This window comes from Pseudomonas sp. KH_021 (assembly GCF_057838865.1).
Genome location: NZ_CM174477.1, coordinates 315,425 through 332,790, shown reverse-complemented (window position 1 = coordinate 332,790; position 17,366 = coordinate 315,425). Strand labels below are relative to the sequence as shown.

Here is a 17,366-nt window from a genome sequence, read left to right as displayed (position 1 = left end):
TGCCGTGATTCTGTGGCGTTACTCGATAGCAAAAATCTTGCCGGGGTTCATGATCCCATTTGGGTCAAATACCGCCTTGATCGCCTTCATATAGGCAATTTCTGCCAGGGACCTGCTGTATTCCAGATAATCGCGCTTGGTCATGCCCACGCCATGTTCGGCAGAGATCGAACCGTTGTATTTCTGTACGATCTCGAACACCCATTTATTAACGACCGCGCACTGTGAAAAGAACTCATCCTTGCTCAGGTTTTCGGGCTTGAGGATGTTCAAGTGCAGGTTGCCGTCGCCGATATGGCCATACCAGACGACTTCGAAGTCTGGATACTTTTCACCGACAATCGCATCAATATCCTTGAGGAAGCCCGGCACCTTGGACACGGTCACAGAGATGTCGTTTTTATACGGTGTCCAGTGAGCGATGGTTTCGGAGATGTATTCGCGCAACTTCCAGAGGTTTTGCAGCTGTTGCTCGCTCTGGCTCATGACGCCATCGACAACCCAGCCTTGCTCGATGCAGTGCTCGAAAGTGCCCAAGGCATCGTTGAGCACCTCTTCGGTCACCGCTTCGAATTCCAGCAGCACATAGAACGGGCACTGGGTCTCAAAGGGTGCGGGCACATCACCTCGGCCAAGGATCTTGGCCAATGCCTTGTCTGAAAAGAACTCGAATGCCGTCAGGTCCAGCTTGTTCTGGAAGGCGTGCAGCACCGGCATGATCGAGTCGAAATCCGGCGTGCCCAGCACCATGGCGGTGAGGTTGCGCGGCGCGCGGTCCAGGCGCATGGTCGCCTCGACCACAAAGCCCAGGGTGCCTTCAGCGCCGATAAACAACTGGCGCAAGTCGTAGCCCGTGGCGTTCTTGATCAAATCCTTGTTCAACTCAAGGATGTCGCCCTTGCCGGTCACGACCTTGAGGCCCGCGACCCAGTTGCGTGTCATCCCGTAGCGAATGACCTTGATGCCGCCGGCATTGGTGCCGATATTGCCGCCAATCTGGCTGGAGCCTGCCGAAGCGAAGTCCACGGGGTAATACAAGCCGTGCTCTTGCGCCAGATTCTGCAATTGCTCGGTGACCACACCCGGTTGGCAAACCACGGTGCGGTCCGTGACATTCACGTCCAGCACTTGGTTCATGTAGTCGAACGCCACCACCACTTCGCCGTTGGCGGCCACTGCGGCCGCCGACAGCCCGGTGCGTCCGCCGGAAGGCACGAGCGCGATGCGATGGCGGTTGGCCCAGTGCACGATGGCCTGGACTTGCTCGATGGACTTGGGGAAGACGATCGCCGTAGGGGCGGGAGGGTAGTGCTTGGTCCAGTCCTTGCCGTATGTATCCAGCGAGGCGGGATCGGTCAGCACCTTGCCGGGCTCGACAAGGGTCTTCAATTCATCAATCGGCGCAAGAACAGTCATCGACGGAACTCTCGAACAATTCATAGTCACCCTGAGCACACTTCACGTGCCAGGGATGGGCGGATCAAGGGGTACTCATGCTAGCATACGCCCCCGCTGATCGTGCTTCAGGCCGATTCTGCGCCAGCTCCATTTCCCTGCCATTTTTCTCCGGGACACAGGTTTACGCAGATGAGCAAGACTTCTCTCGATAAGAGCAAGATCAAGTTCCTTCTTCTCGAAGGCGTCCACCAATCCGCCGTGGACGTCCTCAAGGCCGCCGGCTATACCAGCATCGAGTACCACACCAAGGCGCTGCCGGAAGCCGAGCTTAAGGAAAAGATCGCCGACGCTCACTTCATCGGCATTCGCTCGCGCACTCAACTGACCGAAGAGGTTTTCGACTGCGCCAAGAAACTGGTCGCTGTCGGCTGTTTCTGCATCGGTACCAACCAGGTCAACCTGGACGCTGCACGCCAGCGCGGTATCGCGGTCTTCAACGCGCCGTACTCCAACACTCGCTCCGTTGCCGAGCTGGTACTGGCCGAGGCCATCCTGCTGCTGCGCGGCATTCCCGAGAAGAACGCTTCCTGCCACCGTGGTGGCTGGATCAAGAGCGCGGCCAATTCCTTCGAGATCCGCGGCAAGAAGCTGGGCATCATCGGTTACGGCTCCATCGGTACGCAGCTGTCGGTCCTGGCTGAAGGCCTGGGCATGCAGGTGTACTTCTACGACACCATCACCAAACTGCCACTGGGCAACGCCACCCAGGTCGGTAGCCTGACCGAATTGCTCGGCATGTCCGACATCGTCTCGCTGCATGTGCCTGAAACCGCGGCCACCCAGTGGATGATGGGCGAGAAGGAAATCCGCGCTATCAAGAAAGGCGGCATCCTGATCAACGCCGCTCGCGGCACTGTGGTCGAACTGGACGCCCTGGCTGACGCGATCAAGGACCAGCACCTGATCGGCGCTGCCATCGACGTATTCCCGGTCGAGCCGCGCTCCAACGATGACGAGTTCGAAAGCCCTCTGCGCGGCCTGGACAACGTCATCCTGACCCCACACATCGGCGGTTCCACTGCCGAAGCCCAGGCCAACATCGGCCTGGAAGTGGCCGAAAAACTGGTCAAGTACAGCGACAACGGCACTTCCGTGTCGTCGGTCAACTTCCCTGAAGTGGCCCTGCCGGCTCACCCAGGCAAACACCGCCTGCTGCACATCCACGAAAACATTCCGGGTGTACTCAGCGAAATCAACAAAGTGTTTGCCGAAAACGGTATCAACATCTCCGGTCAGTTCCTGCAGACCAACGAGAAAGTTGGCTACGTGGTGATCGACGTCGATGCCGAGTACTCGGACCTGGCGCAAGCCAAGCTGCAGCAGGTCAAGGGCACCATCCGTTCGCGCGTTCTGTTCTAAGTTCTAGAACGGGCTGAACCCATTCGCGGGCAAGCCCTGCTCCTACAACGGCTACATACGGCCTGTAATTACATGGACTCGCCCCAACCGAGGCGTCTATGCGCCACGGTGGCATCTATAAAGAAGCCAACGACAGCGAGGGCGAGCCCATGAAAAAGCATACGACCAACAATCACTCTTTGTCTTCAGCCGACCTAGCAACCTGTTCGACCGTCTCGGTAGATCTTGCCAAGAGGGTCTTCCAGGTGGCCGGGGAAAACGCCCTGGGCCAAGTGGTGTACGAGGACCGAATCAAATCGCGCGAAGCCTTCCAGGCGTTTCTTCGCCAACTGCCCATGAGCGTCATGGTGCTGATGGAAACAGGCCCAGGCGCTCAGGCATGGGCGCGGTTGCTGCAGGCCCAAGGCAACCCGGTGCGGATCCTGCCTGCGCAGCATGTGGCCGATCATCGCAGCGGGCCGAAGAATGATCGCAACGATGCACATGCGATCTTGCGGGCGGGTCGAGATAGTCGGATTGTCTCAGTGCCGGTCAAAAGTGCCGCGGCGCTGGCCATGCAGGCACTGCATCGCGCCCGCCAGGGCTATGTGCGGCGGCGCACGGCCATGGGTAATCAGATGCGTGGCTTGCTGCTCGAGCATGGCGTGGCCTTGGCGCAAGGTGAGGCGGCGATCAGCCGGGTGGTGCCGCGGATACTCGAGGATGCCACCCAGCCGCTGCCGGATCTGCTGCGCGAGCTGATTGCTGAGCTGCTCGGCGAATGGAGCCAGTTGGGCGAGCGCGTCAGCGTGTTGACCGGCCGACTGGAAACGGCCGCACAGCAGGATGAGACGGCGAAAAGGTTGATGACGGTGCGTGGCATCGGTCCGATCATCGCCACCGCGCTGCTGGCCAAGCAGGTCGAGCCTGAGCGCTTCGCCAACGCACGCCAGTTTGCCGCCTACTTTGGTTTGGTGCCCACTCAGCACAGCAGCGGACAGAAAATCCGGCTGGGCAAGATGAGCAAGCAGGGCGACGCCTACCTACGCAGCCTGGCGATCCAGGGCGCGCATGCGGTCTTGAGACAGGTGCGGCCTGATTCGGAACAACCCGATGACCGGCGCTTGCTGCGCTGGCTGTGTCGCTTGGGTCGCAAGGAAACGGCCGTCCGATTGGCCAACCGTACCCTACGCATCGTCTGGGTATTACTGAAAACCGAGCAGACCTATCGTCGCCACATGGGCAATGTCCAGGAGGCGACGATGAGTCACTGATCCACAGAGTTCTGCCACCGGGGCGTTAAAGCGCTCCAACCCTTGCTAAAGAACATTGACCCCAGGTCAGACCGTCGCGGATTGATGCCTGTGCTCCTACTGGCCCTTGAGGCCTTAACGTAATTGGCATACCGCGAGCTTATTGAATGTTGGCCAGAAGCCGATCAGGCTTCCTCGAGTAGGCCTTATACATAGATGCAGCCGGGTAGCAGTGTTCAAAAGCGGGTTGATAGTGGGGGCGAGTCCATACATAGGAGCAGGGCTTGCCCGCGATGCTTTTTGGGCCCCTGTTTACTCAACGTTGACCGTGATTTTCTTCGACTCGACGCTTGGCTTGAACGGCACATGGGATTTATCGCCCAGTACCAACTGCAGGGTATGTTTACCCGGCGTCAGGGTGATCTTGGCTTCCGTCTGAGCCTTGCCGAAGTGCAACACTTGCGGCCCTGCCGGCAATGGCTGGTTATTTTCCGGGATCATGTTGGTTGGCAGAACCGTATCGGCGGCCGGCTCCTTGTCCACATCGACCAGCAAATGGTGATGGCCGGTATTCGGGGTCACGTCACCCGCGGGCTTGAGCTCCATCCCTTCTACGCCAAACTTGACGGTAAAGGTCTTGTCTACCGTGGCGCCGTCCTTCGGCGATTCGATAAACACCTTTGCCCCCGCGGGCGCTGCTACGCTTTGCGGACCTTCGGCGACACTGTAGGCCGACATACCGAGCAACAACCCGGCGACCGCGACGCGCGAAATTAGACGGTTCATTCACTTCTCCTGTGATTTACTGCGTGAAATTAGGACGTTAATTAATTAGCGTAGTCGCAAAACAACTACGCAGAATAGTGGTCCTAGCTTGCGTTCGACCTCGGCACTGCCAAAAATCCGGGGGCGAACTCGATACTTTTCACATACCAAGAAAAAGAAGGGGCGCAGATGCGTTTAACCATAGGGATACTGCTAGCAGCCCTGATCAGCCCGGTGGCACAAGCCGAACTGATCGACGATATCAACGACCGGCACGAACTGCGAATTGCCGTAGAAGCCAACACGCCACCGTTCAACTTCAGGGAAGGTGAGAAGCTGACCGGCTTCGAGGTTGAATTGGGAGAAACGATCGCCAGGGAAATGGGTGTCTATCCGTCGTTTATCGTGACCGACCAGGCGGATTTGTTGGTGGGTGTCGAGAGCGGAAAATACGATATTGCCTTGAATCACCTCAGCGCCACGCCCGAGCTCAAGGAGCGCCTGGATTTCAGCTCACCTTATGGTCAAGCCAAGGCGAAGCCGGCAGAGGTTGGCCCCACCACGGCGCTGGTCATTCCGTTTGCCCCCCAGGCTCCAAGTGCCACGGCAGCAACCGGCAAACCCGTAAACCTGGCCATTCCTTTTCAGAAAAACAACCCGGCGTTCCAGAACTCGCTGAACAACGCCCTGAAACGAATCAAGGACGATGGCCGCCTGGAAGCACTTTCAAACAAATGGTTCGGCGCACAGGCCGAAAACACAGCGCCCTAAGGGAGTGCTGCCAGCGCGAGGGCAGCTTCAGGCAGTTCCAGTTCGCTGAATACCTGCACCCCATGACGGCGCAACAGCGCCGTGGTGACGCCCTCGCCGCTCACTTTGCGGGCACTGAAAGTACCGTCGTAGGTCAGGGTATTGCCGCATGACGGGCTGCCCGCCTTGAGAATCGCTATACCGATTCCATGGGTTTTCACCAGCTGCAAGGCCAATTCGGCGCCTGCCACAAAAGCTGCGGTGACATCACCACCATCACGGGTGATCACCCGATTGCGCCCATCGAGCACCGAACCACCCTGCCCGCCCGGTATCTCTGCCGCGGGCCTTGGAACCGGTAAACCACCCGCCACCTCCGGGCACAGCACGACCAGCCGGCCTTCCTGCTGCCAGGCCCGCAACTGATCGAACTGCCCACTGTCCCTGCCGTCGTAGCGCACCGGCTGCCCAAGCAGACAGGCACTGACCAGAATCTTGTGCATGTCAGAACGGCTCGTTGCCACGACGGCGGAACCAGCCCGTCAACGACAGCCGATCGCGATGGGCAGGCAAGACTTCATGGGGCATTTCGCCGGACAGGAACACCACCAGGCAACCACCGGTCGGCGGCACGTCATGCACGGCATCGCCCTTGAGGTACATGCGCAATTGACCACCGTCTTCGGGTTGCCAGCCCTCGTTGAGGTAGACCACTGCCGAGACCGAGCGCCGGTCGTCATCACGAAAACGGTCGACATGCCGACGGTAGAACGCGCCCGGCGGATACAGCGCGAAATGGCTTTCGAAATCCTCAAGCCCCATGAACAGGTCGCGATTAAGTGCTTCGCGCAGGCTGTCCATCAAGCCCAGATATTGGTCGCACGCCTCGGACTGGCCAGGGTCGAGCCAGAGGATATGGTCGCCACGGATGCCCTCACGGACCTCCTGGGCCGGGCCGCGGCCCACGGCGGCCGGGGCCAGTTCACCGGCTGAGGCACGCGCACAGCACTCACCCGCCAGCGCCTGGGTCAGGCCTTGGGGCAAGAAGATGTCTTGTTGGGACCAGCCATGAGCGGCCAGGTCATCAACAATACGCAACAACAGCGAATGATCAGGAGATAGGTGCATGGCGCGCATAGTATCCATACGCCGATGAAACCGACAGCGCCACCTGGCGGCGCCATATGACAGAGGATTCTCGACAAGCCCCGCCACCCCACGGACAATAGCGGCCTGCCGACAGGAGTCCTTCAATGCGCCGTCTGTTTTTCCTGCTGATGCTGTTCTGTTCCACGCCCACTTGGGCTGACAACCTCGACCAGTTGTACAAGGTCGCCGGTTGGCCGGAACAACGCGCGCATTTTAACGATGCCCTCACTGCCGCCCAGCAGCGCTATAGCAACAGCCTGCCGCCTGCGGTTTTCCAGGCACTGGTCAACAACAGCAACCAGCGCTTCGCGGCCAAGGCCATGGACAAGCGCGCCGAAGCCCATTTACGCCAGAACTTGCCGAACCCGAAGCCTGCCTTGGCATTCTTCCAATCGCCGCTGGGGCGCAAGATTGTTGCCGCTGAATTACTCGCCACCCGCCGCGATCAGTTGGCCAAGAACGCCCAAGGCCTGCCCCGGATGGAAGCCAGTGCTACCCGCTCCCTGCTGATCCGCCATCTGGCGCAAGCCTTGCCAGCCCGCGAAGCGGGAGCCGAAGTCAGTCTTGCGATTGCCGGTGTTGCGGCCGACAGTCTCAGCCAGATGATTCCCGGCCTGTTCGGTGGCGGCCAGGCCCAGGGGATGCTCGATGGCCAACGCCAGCGGCTGATGGAGCAGATTGGCGCCGACCTGGACAACACCTTGCTGTATGTCTACCGCAACCTGTCGGACCCTGAACTTGAAGAATTCGCCAACTTTGCCGAGTCCCCGGAAGGCAAGGCCTATTACAAAGCGGCCCTGGCCGCCATCCGCGCAGGCCTTGCGGTCGGCCAGCCGACCTCCAACCTCTGACCTGCGCTACCTTGGTCGCGATGGCATCACCGCGGTTTTTCACGTTATACCGTGGTGATGCCATCGCGACCAAGGTCGGCTCCTACAGGGCCCCTCAGGTTCTCGGTCAAAAAGCCAAAATAACGCTCCCGAATCGCGGGCAGCTCGTTGGCCAGATGATGACGAGCCTGCGGCAGCATCAGAATCCTGGGCTGGGCGAATTTGCGCTTGAGCATCTCAAGGTTATAGAGCCAATCCACCGTCATGTCGGCCTGGCCCTGAACGATCATCGGTGAACGAATGCTGCTTGGCGCCGCCTCGATCCTGCGCACCCACGCCAGCAATGCGCCGACCCAGACGGTGGGCAAGCGCCTGGGTTGCAGCGGGTCTGCCTGCAAAAACGGTAGAAAGGTCGGGTCGCTGGTGTTTTCGCTGAAGCGACGGGCGATGCCTTTGACAAAGGGCTTGAGCAAACAGTAGCTGAACTTGGACCACCCCCAGGCACGCGGGCGAACCAGCGGCGCCAACAACATCACCTCACCGCCAATGGGGCTGCCTGCGCCCTGATGCAGGATGTGATCAATGGCAATTGCCCCGCCCGTGCTTTGCCCGCACAGATGCCAGGGCGCTGGCAATGCCAGGCTGCGAGCCTCCTCGAACAGTGCATCGAGCACGCGTTGATAGTCACTGAAGTCATCAATGCTGGCCCGCTCACCGCTAGACAGGCCATGGCCGGGCAAATCGCAGGAGATGACCGCAAACCCCTGGTCCAGCGCCCAGTCGATCACATGTCGATACAGCCCCATATGATCGTAGAAGCCGTGCAGCAGAAACATCGTCGCCACGGGCGATTCGGGTGTCCACACCTGTGCGACCAGCTCAAATCCCACCGCCTGGAATCGCCCCAGCCCATTGGCAAACCGGGACTTGCGTTCGGGCAAGTCCAGACCATAGAAGCGCTGATAGGCCTTGGCCTGGGTCGAAAGCGGCTGTTTCTCGGCCAAGGACAACAGGCTGTCGCGCAGGGTGTCGGCTTGGAACATCGCAGGCATGGTTTTCCCAATCACGGCGCGGTGGAGTCAACTGCGATATTCATCTGTCCGGGCAAGCATGGCAAGCTAGGCGCCCACAATCGGAAACACCCTACATGGCTCGCGCTCACATAAAGCCTGTCCTGATCAGCGCCTGTGCCCTGCTCTGCGCCTATGCGCTCTGGACCGCCTATCAATGGTTCGAGGGCCGCTATATCCGCCCGTTTGCCGAGCAGACCGCGCTGTTTGCCGGCGACATCCTCAACCTGCCAAGCGAGCTTGCAGGCCCTGGCCCCATCCGCCTGGTACATTTCTGGGACTCGACCTGCCCCTGCAATGTCGGCAACCAGCAGCACTTGGCCGAGTTGGCCGAGCGATTCGGCCCTCAGGGTGTCGTGTTCTACTCCGTCCAGAAGCCCGATACCCAGGGCCGATTGCCCACTACTCTGCACACACTTGAACCACTGGCCAACCTGCCCGGTGCCGAGCGGATACCCGCCAGCCCCGCCGTCGCGATCTGGGACCGTAACGGCCGGCTGGCTTATTTCGGACCTTACAGCGCAGGAGCGACCTGCAATTCCAGCAACAGTTTTATCGAGCCCATCCTGAAGGCTTTGAGTGAAAATCGACCGGTCAACGCAACGCACACCCTGGCGGTAGGCTGTTATTGCCCCTGGACACCCGCCAAGGCCCACTGATCGATCACAAGAACAGGGAGTTCCCATGAAGCACAGCCTGACAGTCCTGGCCGTAGCCATTGCGGCAATTGCCGCCGGCGGCACCTGGTATGTGCACAGCAAGCAACCGCTGCGAAACGGCGAGGTGACGATGGCTTGGCTGCAGGCACCGGTGACGGTGCGCTACGACCCGCGTGGCGTACCGCATATTCGCGCCGAAAATGAAGCGGATCTCTATCGAGCGCTGGGTTATGTTCATGCCCAGGACCGATTGTTCCAGATGGAAACGATGCGCCGCCTGGCCCGTGGCGAGCTGGCCGAGGTGCTGGGTGCCAAGCTGGTAGACACCGACCGTCTATTTCGAAGTTTGCGCATACGCGAGAAGGCTCAGGCGATGGTGGCGCACCAGGACAAGCAATCCCCGGCCTGGAAGGCCCTGCAAGCCTATCTGCAGGGCGTGAACGCTTGGCAGGACACACATCCACGGCCCGTGGAGTTCGACATCCTGGGCATTGCCAAACGGCCCTTTACAGCCGAAGACACACTCAGCATCGCAGGCTACATGGCCTACAGCTTTGCCGCCGCCTTTCGTACCGAACCGCTGCTGACTTATGTACGTGATCAACTGGGGCCGGACTACCTGAAAGTCTTCGATCTTAAGTGGCACCCCGAAGGCGTACTGCAATCACCCCCTTCCTTGAGCGCCAACGACTGGCAACCCCTCAACCGCCTGGCCCGGCTCAGCCAGCAAGCCTTGATCGACAACGGCTTGCCGCAGTTCGAAGGCAGCAACGCCTGGGCGGTGAGCGGCAGCCGGACGCACAGCGGCAAACCCCTGCTGGCAGGCGATCCGCATATTCGCTTCTCGGTACCCTCGGTCTGGTATGAAGCCCAGCTGTCGGCGCCGGGCTTTGAGCTATACGGCTATCATCAGGCGCTCAATCCTTTTGCCTCATTGGGGCAAAACCGGCAGTTCGGCTGGAGCCTGACCATGTTCCAGAATGACGACATCGACCTGATCGCCGAGCAGCTCAACCCGGCCAACCCCGAACAGGTGCGAATCAATGGCCAATGGATCGACCTGACCCGCAGCGAGCAGCAGATCGCGGTCAAGGATGCAGCGCCTGTGACCATCACCCTGCGCCAGTCGCCCCACGGCCCGATCGTCAACGACGTGCTCGGCCCCAACGCCGGCAGCACACCGATTGCCATGTGGTGGTCGTTCCTGGAAACCGCGAACCCGATCCTCGATGGCTTCTATGCATTCAACCGTGCCGACACCCTGGACAAGGCCCGCAGCGCGGCCGAGAAAATCCAGTCGCCGGGGCTGAATCTGGTCTGGGCCAATGCCGCCGGCGACATCGGCTGGTGGGCTGCCGCGCAACTTCCGATTCGACCGCAAGGCGTCAACCCAGGGTTCATTCTCGACGGCAGCACCTTTGATGCGGACAAGCTCGGTTTCTATCCATTTAGCGCCAACCCGCAGGAAGAAAACCCGGCCCGGGGCTATATCGTCTCAGCCAATGCCCAACCGGTATCACCCACTGGCATGCCGATCCCCGGTTACTACAACTTGGCGGATCGCGGCCAACAGTTGAATCGGCAATTGAGCGATGCCTCGGTGCGATGGGATGTGCATAACAGCCAGGCCCTGCAGCTCGGCACTGCCACGGCCTACGGCCCGCGTACCCTCGCGCCACTGATCCCGGTGTTGCGCGAAGTGGTCAGCGATCCTGGCGAAAAGCAATGGGTCGAAGACCTCGCCGCCTGGCAGGGCGACTTCCCGCTGGAGTCCTTGAACGCAACGCTGTTCAGCCAGTTTCTGTACGAACTGAGCCGCGCAGCCATGCACGACGAGTTGGGGGATGCGATGTTTGAAACCCTGCTCTCCACCCGCGTGCTGGATGCTGCCCTGCCGCGCTTGGCCGCAGATCCGCAGTCGCCGTGGTGGGGCGAGCACGGCACGGCCAACCAGGGCAATCGCAGCGAAACCGTCAAGCGCGCCTGGCGCAACAGCATCGAGCACTTGAAGAAAACCCTGGGGCAGGACCCGAGCGACTGGCAATGGGGCAAGGCGCATACCCTCACCCACAACCATCCCCTTGGGCAACAGAAGCCATTGGATCGCCTGTTCAATGTCGGCCCGATGCCGGCACCGGGCGGCCACGAAGTGCCTAACAATCTGGCCTCCAAGATCGGCCCGGCGCCGTGGCCAGTGACCTACGGCCCCTCGACCCGTCGGCTGATCGACTTTGCCGAGCCCGGCAAGGCGCTGACCATCAACCCGGTGGGGCAAAGCGGCGTGCTGTTTGATCGGCATTATGCCGATCAAGCGCAGGCGTACATCAAGGGAGGTTATCAGCCGGTGCTGATGGATGAAGAGGATGTGGCCGAAGGATCCGTCAGTACCTTGAAGTTGGTGCCTGACGGGAATGGCGGACCACCGCGGTGAAAACCACGCGGTCCATCCGATGCACCGCGGTGTTGCCATCGTTGTAGGAGCTGGCTTTAGCCGCGATGGCATCACCGCGATGCTTCCTGAGAAACCGCAGCGATGCCATCGCGACTAAAGTCTGCTCCTACGCCAACGGGGATGCCGGGGCTGGCGCGCGGCGGGTGTCCGGCTGCTTCCAGGAGTCGGCAGCGCTTTCCTCGATGGCTTGCTGGATCGCACGGCGACGACGTTCTTCGGCCTGACGGCTGAAGTACCAGACCAGGAAGGTCACCAGCGACACCGCCAGCAGGATCAGGCTGGCCACCGCGTTGATCTCAGGCTTCACGCCCAGGCGCACCGCCGAGAACACTTCCATCGGCAAGGTGGTCGAACCCGGGCCGGACACGAAGCTGGCCAATACCAGGTCATCCAGCGACAGGGCAAAGGACATCATCCCGCCCGCCGCCAGCGACGGTGCAATCATCGGGATGGTGATCAGGAAGAACACCTTCCAAGGCCGTGCCCCCAAGTCCATCGCCGCCTCTTCAATCGACAGGTCCAGCTCACGCAAGCGTGCCGACACCACCACCGCCACGTAGGCGGCGCAGAACGTAGTGTGCGCGATCCAGATGGTGACGATGCCCCGCTCTTGCGGCCAGCCGATCATCTGCGCCATGGCCACGAACAGCAGCAACAGCGACAGGCCGGTGATCACCTCGGGCATCACCAGGGGCGCCGTCACCAGGCCACCGAACAGCGTGCGACCCTTGAAACGGGTCACGCGGGTGAGCACAAAGGCGGCCAACGTGCCCAGCGCCACCGCCGCCACCGCCGTATAGCAAGCGATTTCCAGCGAACGGACCACGGACCCCATCAACTGAGTGTTATCCAGCAGGCCCACATACCACTTCACCGACCAGCCGCCCCACACCGTCACAAGCTTTGAGGCGTTGAACGAGTAGATCACCAGAATCAGCATCGGCAGGTAGATGAACAGCAAGCCCAGCACCAGCATCAGGCTCGAAAAACTGAAACGCTTCATGCTCTGCCCTCGATCTCTTTGGCCTGACTGCGGTTGAACAACAGGATCGGCACGATCAGGATCGCCAGCATCACCACCGCCAGGGCAGACGCCACCGGCCAGTCACGGTTGTTGAAGAACTCTTGCCACAACACCTTGCCGATCATCAGGGTTTCCGGGCCGCCCAGCAGCTCAGGAATCACGAACTCACCCACCACCGGGATAAACACCAGCATGCAACCGGCGACGATACCGTTCTTGGCCAACGGCACGGTGATTTTCCAGAAACTGTTGAACGTACTGGACCCCAGGTCCGAAGCCGCTTCGAGCAAGCTCTGGTCATGCTTCACCAGGTTGGCGTACAGCGGCAGGATCATGAACGGCAGGTAGGAATAGACCACGCCGATGTACACCGCGAGGTTGGTATTGAGGATCTGCAGCGGCTGGTCAATCAAACCCAGCCACATCAAAAAAGCGTTGAGCAGGCCGTTGTTGCTGAGAATGCCCATCCAGGCATACACGCGGATCAGGATCGCCGTCCAGGTCGGCATCATGATCAGCAGCAACAGCACCGTTTGCATTTCCTTGCGCGCCTTGGAGATCGCATAGGCCATCGGAAAGCCGATGAACAAACACAATAAGGTGCTGACGAACGCCATCTTCAGCGAACCCAGATACGCCGAGATATACAGTTCATCCTCGGTGAGCAGGCCATAGTTGGCCAGGTTCAGAACCAGCTCGACCTTCTGTTCGACGTAGGTGTAGATCTCGGTGTACGGCGGAATCGCCACATCGGCTTCGGCAAAACTGATCTTCAAAACAATGAAGAACGGCAGCATGAAGAACAGGAACAGCCACAGAAACGGCACACCGATGACCAGGTGGCGGCCACCGGGCGTTATGCGCTGCAAAGCGCGCTTGAGTTTTCGGCTGTTCATGAACGCAATACCACGCCGCTGTCGCTCTCCCACCAGACGAACACCTGGTCATCCCAGGTCGGACGCGTGCCTCGACGCTCGGCATTGGCCACAAAGGACTGCACCAGCTTGCCGCAGGGCAGTTCGACGTAGATCACCGAATGGCCACCCAGATAGGCGATGTCTTGGACCTTGCCACGCGACCAGTTGTATTCGCTGTCTGGCTGCTCGGTGGTCACCAGCATTTTTTCCGGGCGAATGGCGTAGGTGATGCGCTTGTCCTGCACCGAGGTGCTGACGCCGTGGCCCACATAGATACTGCGCTCAAGCTCGGGGCTGGCGATCAGGGCATGGCCCTCGGCGTCTTCGATCACTTCACCGTCGAACAGGTTGACGTTACCAATGAATTCGCAGACCAGGCGGCTGGTCGGGGTTTCGTAGATGTCGATCGGGCTACCGATCTGGGCGATCCAGCCCAGGTGCATGATGGCGATGCGCTGGGCCATGGTCATGGCCTCCTCCTGGTCGTGAGTCACCATCACGCAGGTCACGCCGACCCGCTCGATGATTTCCACCAGCTCCAGTTGCATCTGCGAGCGCAGTTTCTTGTCCAATGCGCCCATGGGTTCGTCGAGCAGCAGCAGTTTTGGCCGTTTGGCCAGCGAACGAGCCAGGGCCACACGCTGGCGCTGGCCACCCGACAACTGGTGCGGCTTGCGCTTGGCGTACTGACTCATCTGCACCAGCTTGAGCATTTCGGCTACGCGGGCGTCGATCTCGGCCTTGGGGATCTTGTCCTGCTGCAGGCCGAAGGCGATGTTCTGCGCCACGGTCATGTGTGGGAACAGCGCATAGGACTGGAACATCATGTTGATCGGCCGCTCGTAGGGCGGCATATCAGTGATGTCCACGCCATCCAAAAAGATACGCCCCTCAGTCGGCCGTTCGAAACCGGCCAGCATGCGCAGCAAGGTGGATTTACCCGAACCGGAGCCCCCGAGCAGGGCGAAGATCTCGCCCTTGTTGATCTGCAGAGACACATCGTCAACGGCTATCGTCTCGTCGAACTTTTTCGTGACCCGGTCGATCTTGACCAGCACCTGCTTGGGTTGCTGGTCGCCCTCGAGGGCTTTTTTATAGGCGCCGGAGGCAACTGCCATTAACGAAACTCCCAACCTGGTTTACAGCCCGCACTCAAACACGGAGCGGGCCTTGGATAATTATTTGCCCGACTTGACCTTGGTCCAGCTGCGGGTCATGAGACGTTGCACCTTGGGGGGCAACTCGGAGTTGACGTACAGCTTGGCGACCACCTCTTGGGGTGGGTACACCGACTCATCGGTGCGCACGCTTTGGTCCATCAACTCCCCTGCCTTGGGGTTGGGGTTGGCGTAGCCAACGTAATCGCTGACCTGGGCGATGACCTCGGGCTTGAGCAGGTAGTTGATGAAGGCATGGGCTTCCTTGACGTTGGAGGCGTCCTTGGGGATCGCCAGCATGTCGAACCAGAGGTTGCCGCCTTCCTTGGGAATTGCATAGGCGATGTTCACGCCCTTGCCGGCTTCTTCAGCACGGGACCTGGCCTGGAAGATGTCACCCGAAAACCCGGCCGCCACGCAGATATCGCCATTGGCGAGGTCGGAGATGTATTTGGACGAATGGAAGTAGGTCACGTACGGGCGCACGGCCAACAACTTTTGCTCGGCCTTTTGGTAATCCTTGGGATCGGTGCTGTTGGGGTCCAGCCCCATGTAGTTCAACACGGCAGGGAGCATTTCATCAGCCGAGTCGAGGAAGGCGACGCCGCATTTGGAAAGCTTCTTGATGTTCTCGGGCTCAAACAATACCGCCCAGGAATCGATTTTCTCGACACCCAGTGCAGCTTTGACCTTCTCCACGTTATAGCCAATGCCGTTGGTGCCCCACAGGTAAGGCACGGCGTACTGGTTACCCGGATCGTTTTTGTCCAGGCGCTTGAGCAGTTCCGGGCCCAGGTTCGAATAGTTCGGCAGTTGCGACTTGTCGAGCTTCTGGAAGGCACCGGCCTTGATCTGCTTGCCCAGGAAGTGGTTGGAAGGCACCACCACGTCGTAGCCGGTACGGCCGGCCAGCAACTTGCCTTCCAGTGTTTCGTTGGAGTCGAAAACGTCGTACACAGGCTTTATGCCCGTGGCCTTTTGGAAGTCTGCCAGGGTGGTCTGCCCGATGTAATCGGACCAGTTATAAATATGCACAGTGGGCGCTGCTTGTACGTTGAGCGCCAGCGTCAGGCCTGCACCCGCCAACAGGGCCTTGCGAAACAAAGAAGTAGACAAGTGGAGGTCCTCTCAATAGTGCCCGTGTCGGCAGTTATCTCTGCCGGATCACAAAACCGGCGCGCAACTTACCTTCGATACACCCATCCAGCAAAAAAAATTTGCATCTTTGATTGCCCGTAAACACAGCCCGCCGCATGACGGGCCGTGTTCACGCAGATAAACCGGGCTTATTTACCCGATTTGATCTTGGTCCAGCTGCGCGTCAGGATCCGCTGGGTGGCGGCTGGCAAGTCGGAGATGGCGTACAACTTGGCCTTCACTGCATCGGACGGATAAATGCCTGGATCGTTCTTGATCGCGTCGTCCACGAACTGGGTCGCCTTGGCGTTACCGTTCGGGAACTGCACGGTGTTGGTGATTTCAGCCATGATTTCTGGCTTCATCAAGAAGTTCATCCACTTGTAGGCGCCTTCGACGTTCTCGGCGTCTTTAGGGATAGCGACCATGTCATAGAAGCTGCCTGCACCTTCCTTGGGGATGGCATAGGACACTTTGACTTTGCCGCCGGCTTCTGCCGCACGGGACTTGGCCTGCTGGACATCACCGGAGTAACCGACAGCAACGCAGATGTTGCCGTTGGCGAGGTCAGAGATGTATTTGGAGGAGTGGAAGTAGCCAATCGATGGGCGGATCTTGAGGAACAGGGCTTCGGCTTCAGCCAGCTGTTCCTTGTCCTGGGAGTCGGTCGGATAGCCCAGGTAGTGCAGCGCCACCGGGATCATTTCGGTAGGCGAATCCAGGAAGCTCACACCGCAGCTCTTGAGCTTGGCGATGTTTTCAGGCTTGAGCAGAGTGTCCCAGGAATCGATCTTGTCGACGCCCAGCGCAGCCTTGACCTTTTCTGGGTTGTAACCGATGCCGATGGTGCCCCACATATACGGGAAGGCGTGTTTGTTGTCTTTGTCGCTGGCATCGCCAACGGCCTTGAGCAGGTTCTTGTCCAGGTTGTCCCAGTTCGGCAACTTGGAGCGGTCCAGTTCCTGGTAGACGCCGGCCTTGATCTGCTTGGCCAGGAAGTTGTTCGACGGCACGACCACGTCGTAGCCGGACTTGCCCGCCAGCAACTTGGCTTCCAGGGTTTCGTTGCTGTCGAAGACGTCGTAGACCACCTTGATACCCGACTCTGCCTCGAACTTCTTCACGGTATCGGCTGCGATGTAGTCCGACCAGTTGTACACGTGCAGTACTTTATCGTCCGCCTGAACAGTGCCAGCCACCAGCCCCATCAAGGACATGGCCAAAAGCGTCTTGCCAAATTTCTTCATGCGTCATGCTCCAGTATTTTTTTTATCAACCTGCTGCCCGGCCCTCTCGCGAATGCTGGCCAACCGCAACAGTCGCTAGTCTGGCAAGATCCAAGGCGCTCTATCAACAACCAACACCCCGTAATTACATGGACTCGCCCCAACCGAGGCGTCTATGCGC

At 59.7% G+C, this 17,366-nt stretch carries 16 protein-coding genes; 6 read left to right on the top strand and 10 right to left on the bottom strand.

Going from position 1 to position 17,366, the window contains the following annotated elements; all coding sequences use genetic code 11:
* Window positions 1-18: 18 nt before the first annotated feature.
* Complete coding sequence (locus AC3IX4_RS01540) at window positions 19-1,416, bottom strand: FAD-binding oxidoreductase (RefSeq protein WP_489258939.1); 1,398 nt, start codon at window positions 1,414-1,416, stop codon at window positions 19-21.
* Between the two features lie 171 nt (window positions 1,417-1,587).
* Here AC3IX4_RS01540 and serA point away from each other — a divergent pair, with 171 nt between their 5' ends.
* Both serA and AC3IX4_RS01530 read left to right on the top strand, forming a co-directional pair.
* Entirely contained in the window at window positions 1,588-2,817 is a 1,230-nt protein-coding gene (gene serA, locus AC3IX4_RS01535; protein ID WP_489258938.1) for a phosphoglycerate dehydrogenase, read from the top strand.
* A gap of 149 nt (window positions 2,818-2,966) precedes the next feature.
* Window positions 2,967-4,070 carry an IS110 family RNA-guided transposase gene (locus tag AC3IX4_RS01530; protein WP_489261185.1) on the top strand — a complete coding sequence of 368 codons (1,104 nt, stop codon included), beginning with the start codon at window positions 2,967-2,969 and terminating at the stop codon, window positions 4,068-4,070.
* A 291-nt stretch (window positions 4,071-4,361) separates the two neighbouring features.
* Here AC3IX4_RS01530 and AC3IX4_RS01525 read toward each other — a convergent pair whose 3' ends face one another.
* On the bottom strand, window positions 4,362-4,835 hold the full coding sequence (locus AC3IX4_RS01525; RefSeq protein ID WP_489258937.1) for a DUF4399 domain-containing protein: 474 nt from the start codon (window positions 4,833-4,835) through the stop codon (window positions 4,362-4,364).
* Window positions 4,836-5,003: 168 nt separating this feature from the next.
* On the opposite strand from AC3IX4_RS01525, the gene AC3IX4_RS01520 reads away from it, so the two are divergent.
* The gene (locus AC3IX4_RS01520) at window positions 5,004-5,585 is read left to right on the top strand and encodes a transporter substrate-binding domain-containing protein (protein ID WP_489258936.1); all 582 of its coding nucleotides are present in this window, start codon (window positions 5,004-5,006) and stop codon (window positions 5,583-5,585) included.
* On the opposite strand, the gene AC3IX4_RS01515 is transcribed toward AC3IX4_RS01520, so the two are convergent.
* Both AC3IX4_RS01515 and AC3IX4_RS01510 read right to left on the bottom strand, forming a co-directional pair.
* Window positions 5,582-6,067, bottom strand: a complete 486-nt coding sequence (locus AC3IX4_RS01515; protein WP_489258935.1) for a 2-thiouracil desulfurase family protein — start codon at window positions 6,065-6,067, stop codon at window positions 5,582-5,584. The genes AC3IX4_RS01520 and AC3IX4_RS01515 overlap by 4 nt on opposite strands.
* A 1-nt stretch (window position 6,068) precedes the next feature.
* On the bottom strand, window positions 6,069-6,701 hold the full coding sequence (locus AC3IX4_RS01510) for a 2OG-Fe(II) oxygenase (protein ID WP_489261186.1): 633 nt from the start codon (window positions 6,699-6,701) through the stop codon (window positions 6,069-6,071).
* 116 nt (window positions 6,702-6,817) lie between these two features.
* On the opposite strand from AC3IX4_RS01510, the gene AC3IX4_RS01505 reads away from it, so the two are divergent.
* Window positions 6,818-7,564 carry a DUF2059 domain-containing protein gene (locus AC3IX4_RS01505; RefSeq protein WP_489258934.1) on the top strand — a complete coding sequence of 249 codons (747 nt, stop codon included), beginning with the start codon at window positions 6,818-6,820 and terminating at the stop codon, window positions 7,562-7,564.
* 44 nt (window positions 7,565-7,608) lie between these two features.
* Here AC3IX4_RS01505 and bipL read toward each other — a convergent pair whose 3' ends face one another.
* Window positions 7,609-8,595: a phospholipase BipL gene (gene bipL / locus AC3IX4_RS01500; protein WP_489258933.1), complete on the bottom strand. Its 987-nt coding sequence runs from the start codon at window positions 8,593-8,595 to the stop codon at window positions 7,609-7,611.
* 95 nt (window positions 8,596-8,690) lie between these two features.
* On the opposite strand from bipL, the gene AC3IX4_RS01495 reads away from it, so the two are divergent.
* Together AC3IX4_RS01495 and AC3IX4_RS01490 are read left to right on the top strand one after the other, a co-directional pair.
* Entirely contained in the window at window positions 8,691-9,272 is a 582-nt protein-coding gene (locus AC3IX4_RS01495; RefSeq protein ID WP_489258932.1) for a DUF6436 domain-containing protein, read from the top strand.
* A gap of 25 nt (window positions 9,273-9,297) precedes the next feature.
* Window positions 9,298-11,703: a penicillin acylase family protein gene (locus AC3IX4_RS01490; RefSeq protein ID WP_489258931.1), complete on the top strand. Its 2,406-nt coding sequence runs from the start codon at window positions 9,298-9,300 to the stop codon at window positions 11,701-11,703.
* A gap of 127 nt (window positions 11,704-11,830) precedes the next feature.
* Here AC3IX4_RS01490 and AC3IX4_RS01485 read toward each other — a convergent pair whose 3' ends face one another.
* The 5 genes from AC3IX4_RS01485 to AC3IX4_RS01465 all read right to left on the bottom strand — a co-directional run bounded on the left by AC3IX4_RS01485 (window position 11,831) and on the right by AC3IX4_RS01465 (window position 17,206).
* The gene (locus tag AC3IX4_RS01485) at window positions 11,831-12,727 is read right to left on the bottom strand and encodes an ABC transporter permease subunit (protein WP_489258930.1); all 897 of its coding nucleotides are present in this window, start codon (window positions 12,725-12,727) and stop codon (window positions 11,831-11,833) included.
* Entirely contained in the window at window positions 12,724-13,644 is a 921-nt protein-coding gene (locus tag AC3IX4_RS01480; protein ID WP_489258929.1) for an ABC transporter permease subunit, read from the bottom strand. Before AC3IX4_RS01480 ends, AC3IX4_RS01485 begins: the two co-directional genes overlap by 4 nt.
* Window positions 13,641-14,783: an ABC transporter ATP-binding protein gene (locus AC3IX4_RS01475; RefSeq protein WP_489258928.1), complete on the bottom strand. Its 1,143-nt coding sequence runs from the start codon at window positions 14,781-14,783 to the stop codon at window positions 13,641-13,643. Before AC3IX4_RS01475 ends, AC3IX4_RS01480 begins: the two co-directional genes overlap by 4 nt.
* Before the next feature lie 60 nt (window positions 14,784-14,843).
* A complete protein-coding gene (locus tag AC3IX4_RS01470) occupies window positions 14,844-15,938 on the bottom strand; it encodes a polyamine ABC transporter substrate-binding protein (protein WP_489258927.1) in 1,095 nt (364 codons plus the stop codon).
* Between the two features lie 170 nt (window positions 15,939-16,108).
* Window positions 16,109-17,206: a polyamine ABC transporter substrate-binding protein gene (locus AC3IX4_RS01465; RefSeq protein WP_489258926.1), complete on the bottom strand. Its 1,098-nt coding sequence runs from the start codon at window positions 17,204-17,206 to the stop codon at window positions 16,109-16,111.
* Between the last annotated feature and the right edge of the window lie 160 nt (window positions 17,207-17,366).

Excerpts from the sequence above, each read along its gene's own strand:
- AC3IX4_RS01480 (WP_489258929.1), bottom strand. The coding sequence starts at position 13,644 with ATGAACAGCCGAAAACTCAAGCGCGCTTTGCAGCGCATAACGCCCGGT.
- AC3IX4_RS01540 (WP_489258939.1), bottom strand. The coding sequence starts at position 1,416 with ATGACTGTTCTTGCGCCGATTGATGAATTGAAGACCCTTGTCGAGCCC.
- AC3IX4_RS01510 (WP_489261186.1), bottom strand. The coding sequence starts at position 6,701 with ATGCGCGCCATGCACCTATCTCCTGATCATTCGCTGTTGTTGCGTATT.
- AC3IX4_RS01465 (WP_489258926.1), bottom strand. The coding sequence starts at position 17,206 with ATGAAGAAATTTGGCAAGACGCTTTTGGCCATGTCCTTGATGGGGCTG.
- AC3IX4_RS01495 (WP_489258932.1), top strand. The coding sequence starts at position 8,691 with ATGGCTCGCGCTCACATAAAGCCTGTCCTGATCAGCGCCTGTGCCCTG.
- AC3IX4_RS01490 (WP_489258931.1), top strand. The coding sequence starts at position 9,298 with ATGAAGCACAGCCTGACAGTCCTGGCCGTAGCCATTGCGGCAATTGCC.
- AC3IX4_RS01530 (WP_489261185.1), top strand. The coding sequence starts at position 2,967 with ATGAAAAAGCATACGACCAACAATCACTCTTTGTCTTCAGCCGACCTA.
- bipL (WP_489258933.1), bottom strand. The coding sequence starts at position 8,595 with ATGCCTGCGATGTTCCAAGCCGACACCCTGCGCGACAGCCTGTTGTCC.
- AC3IX4_RS01505 (WP_489258934.1), top strand. The coding sequence starts at position 6,818 with ATGCGCCGTCTGTTTTTCCTGCTGATGCTGTTCTGTTCCACGCCCACT.
- AC3IX4_RS01525 (WP_489258937.1), bottom strand. The coding sequence starts at position 4,835 with ATGAACCGTCTAATTTCGCGCGTCGCGGTCGCCGGGTTGTTGCTCGGT.
- AC3IX4_RS01520 (WP_489258936.1), top strand. The coding sequence starts at position 5,004 with ATGCGTTTAACCATAGGGATACTGCTAGCAGCCCTGATCAGCCCGGTG.
- AC3IX4_RS01485 (WP_489258930.1), bottom strand. The coding sequence starts at position 12,727 with ATGAAGCGTTTCAGTTTTTCGAGCCTGATGCTGGTGCTGGGCTTGCTG.
- AC3IX4_RS01475 (WP_489258928.1), bottom strand. The coding sequence starts at position 14,783 with ATGGCAGTTGCCTCCGGCGCCTATAAAAAAGCCCTCGAGGGCGACCAG.
- serA (WP_489258938.1), top strand. The coding sequence starts at position 1,588 with ATGAGCAAGACTTCTCTCGATAAGAGCAAGATCAAGTTCCTTCTTCTC.
- AC3IX4_RS01515 (WP_489258935.1), bottom strand. The coding sequence starts at position 6,067 with ATGCACAAGATTCTGGTCAGTGCCTGTCTGCTTGGGCAGCCGGTGCGC.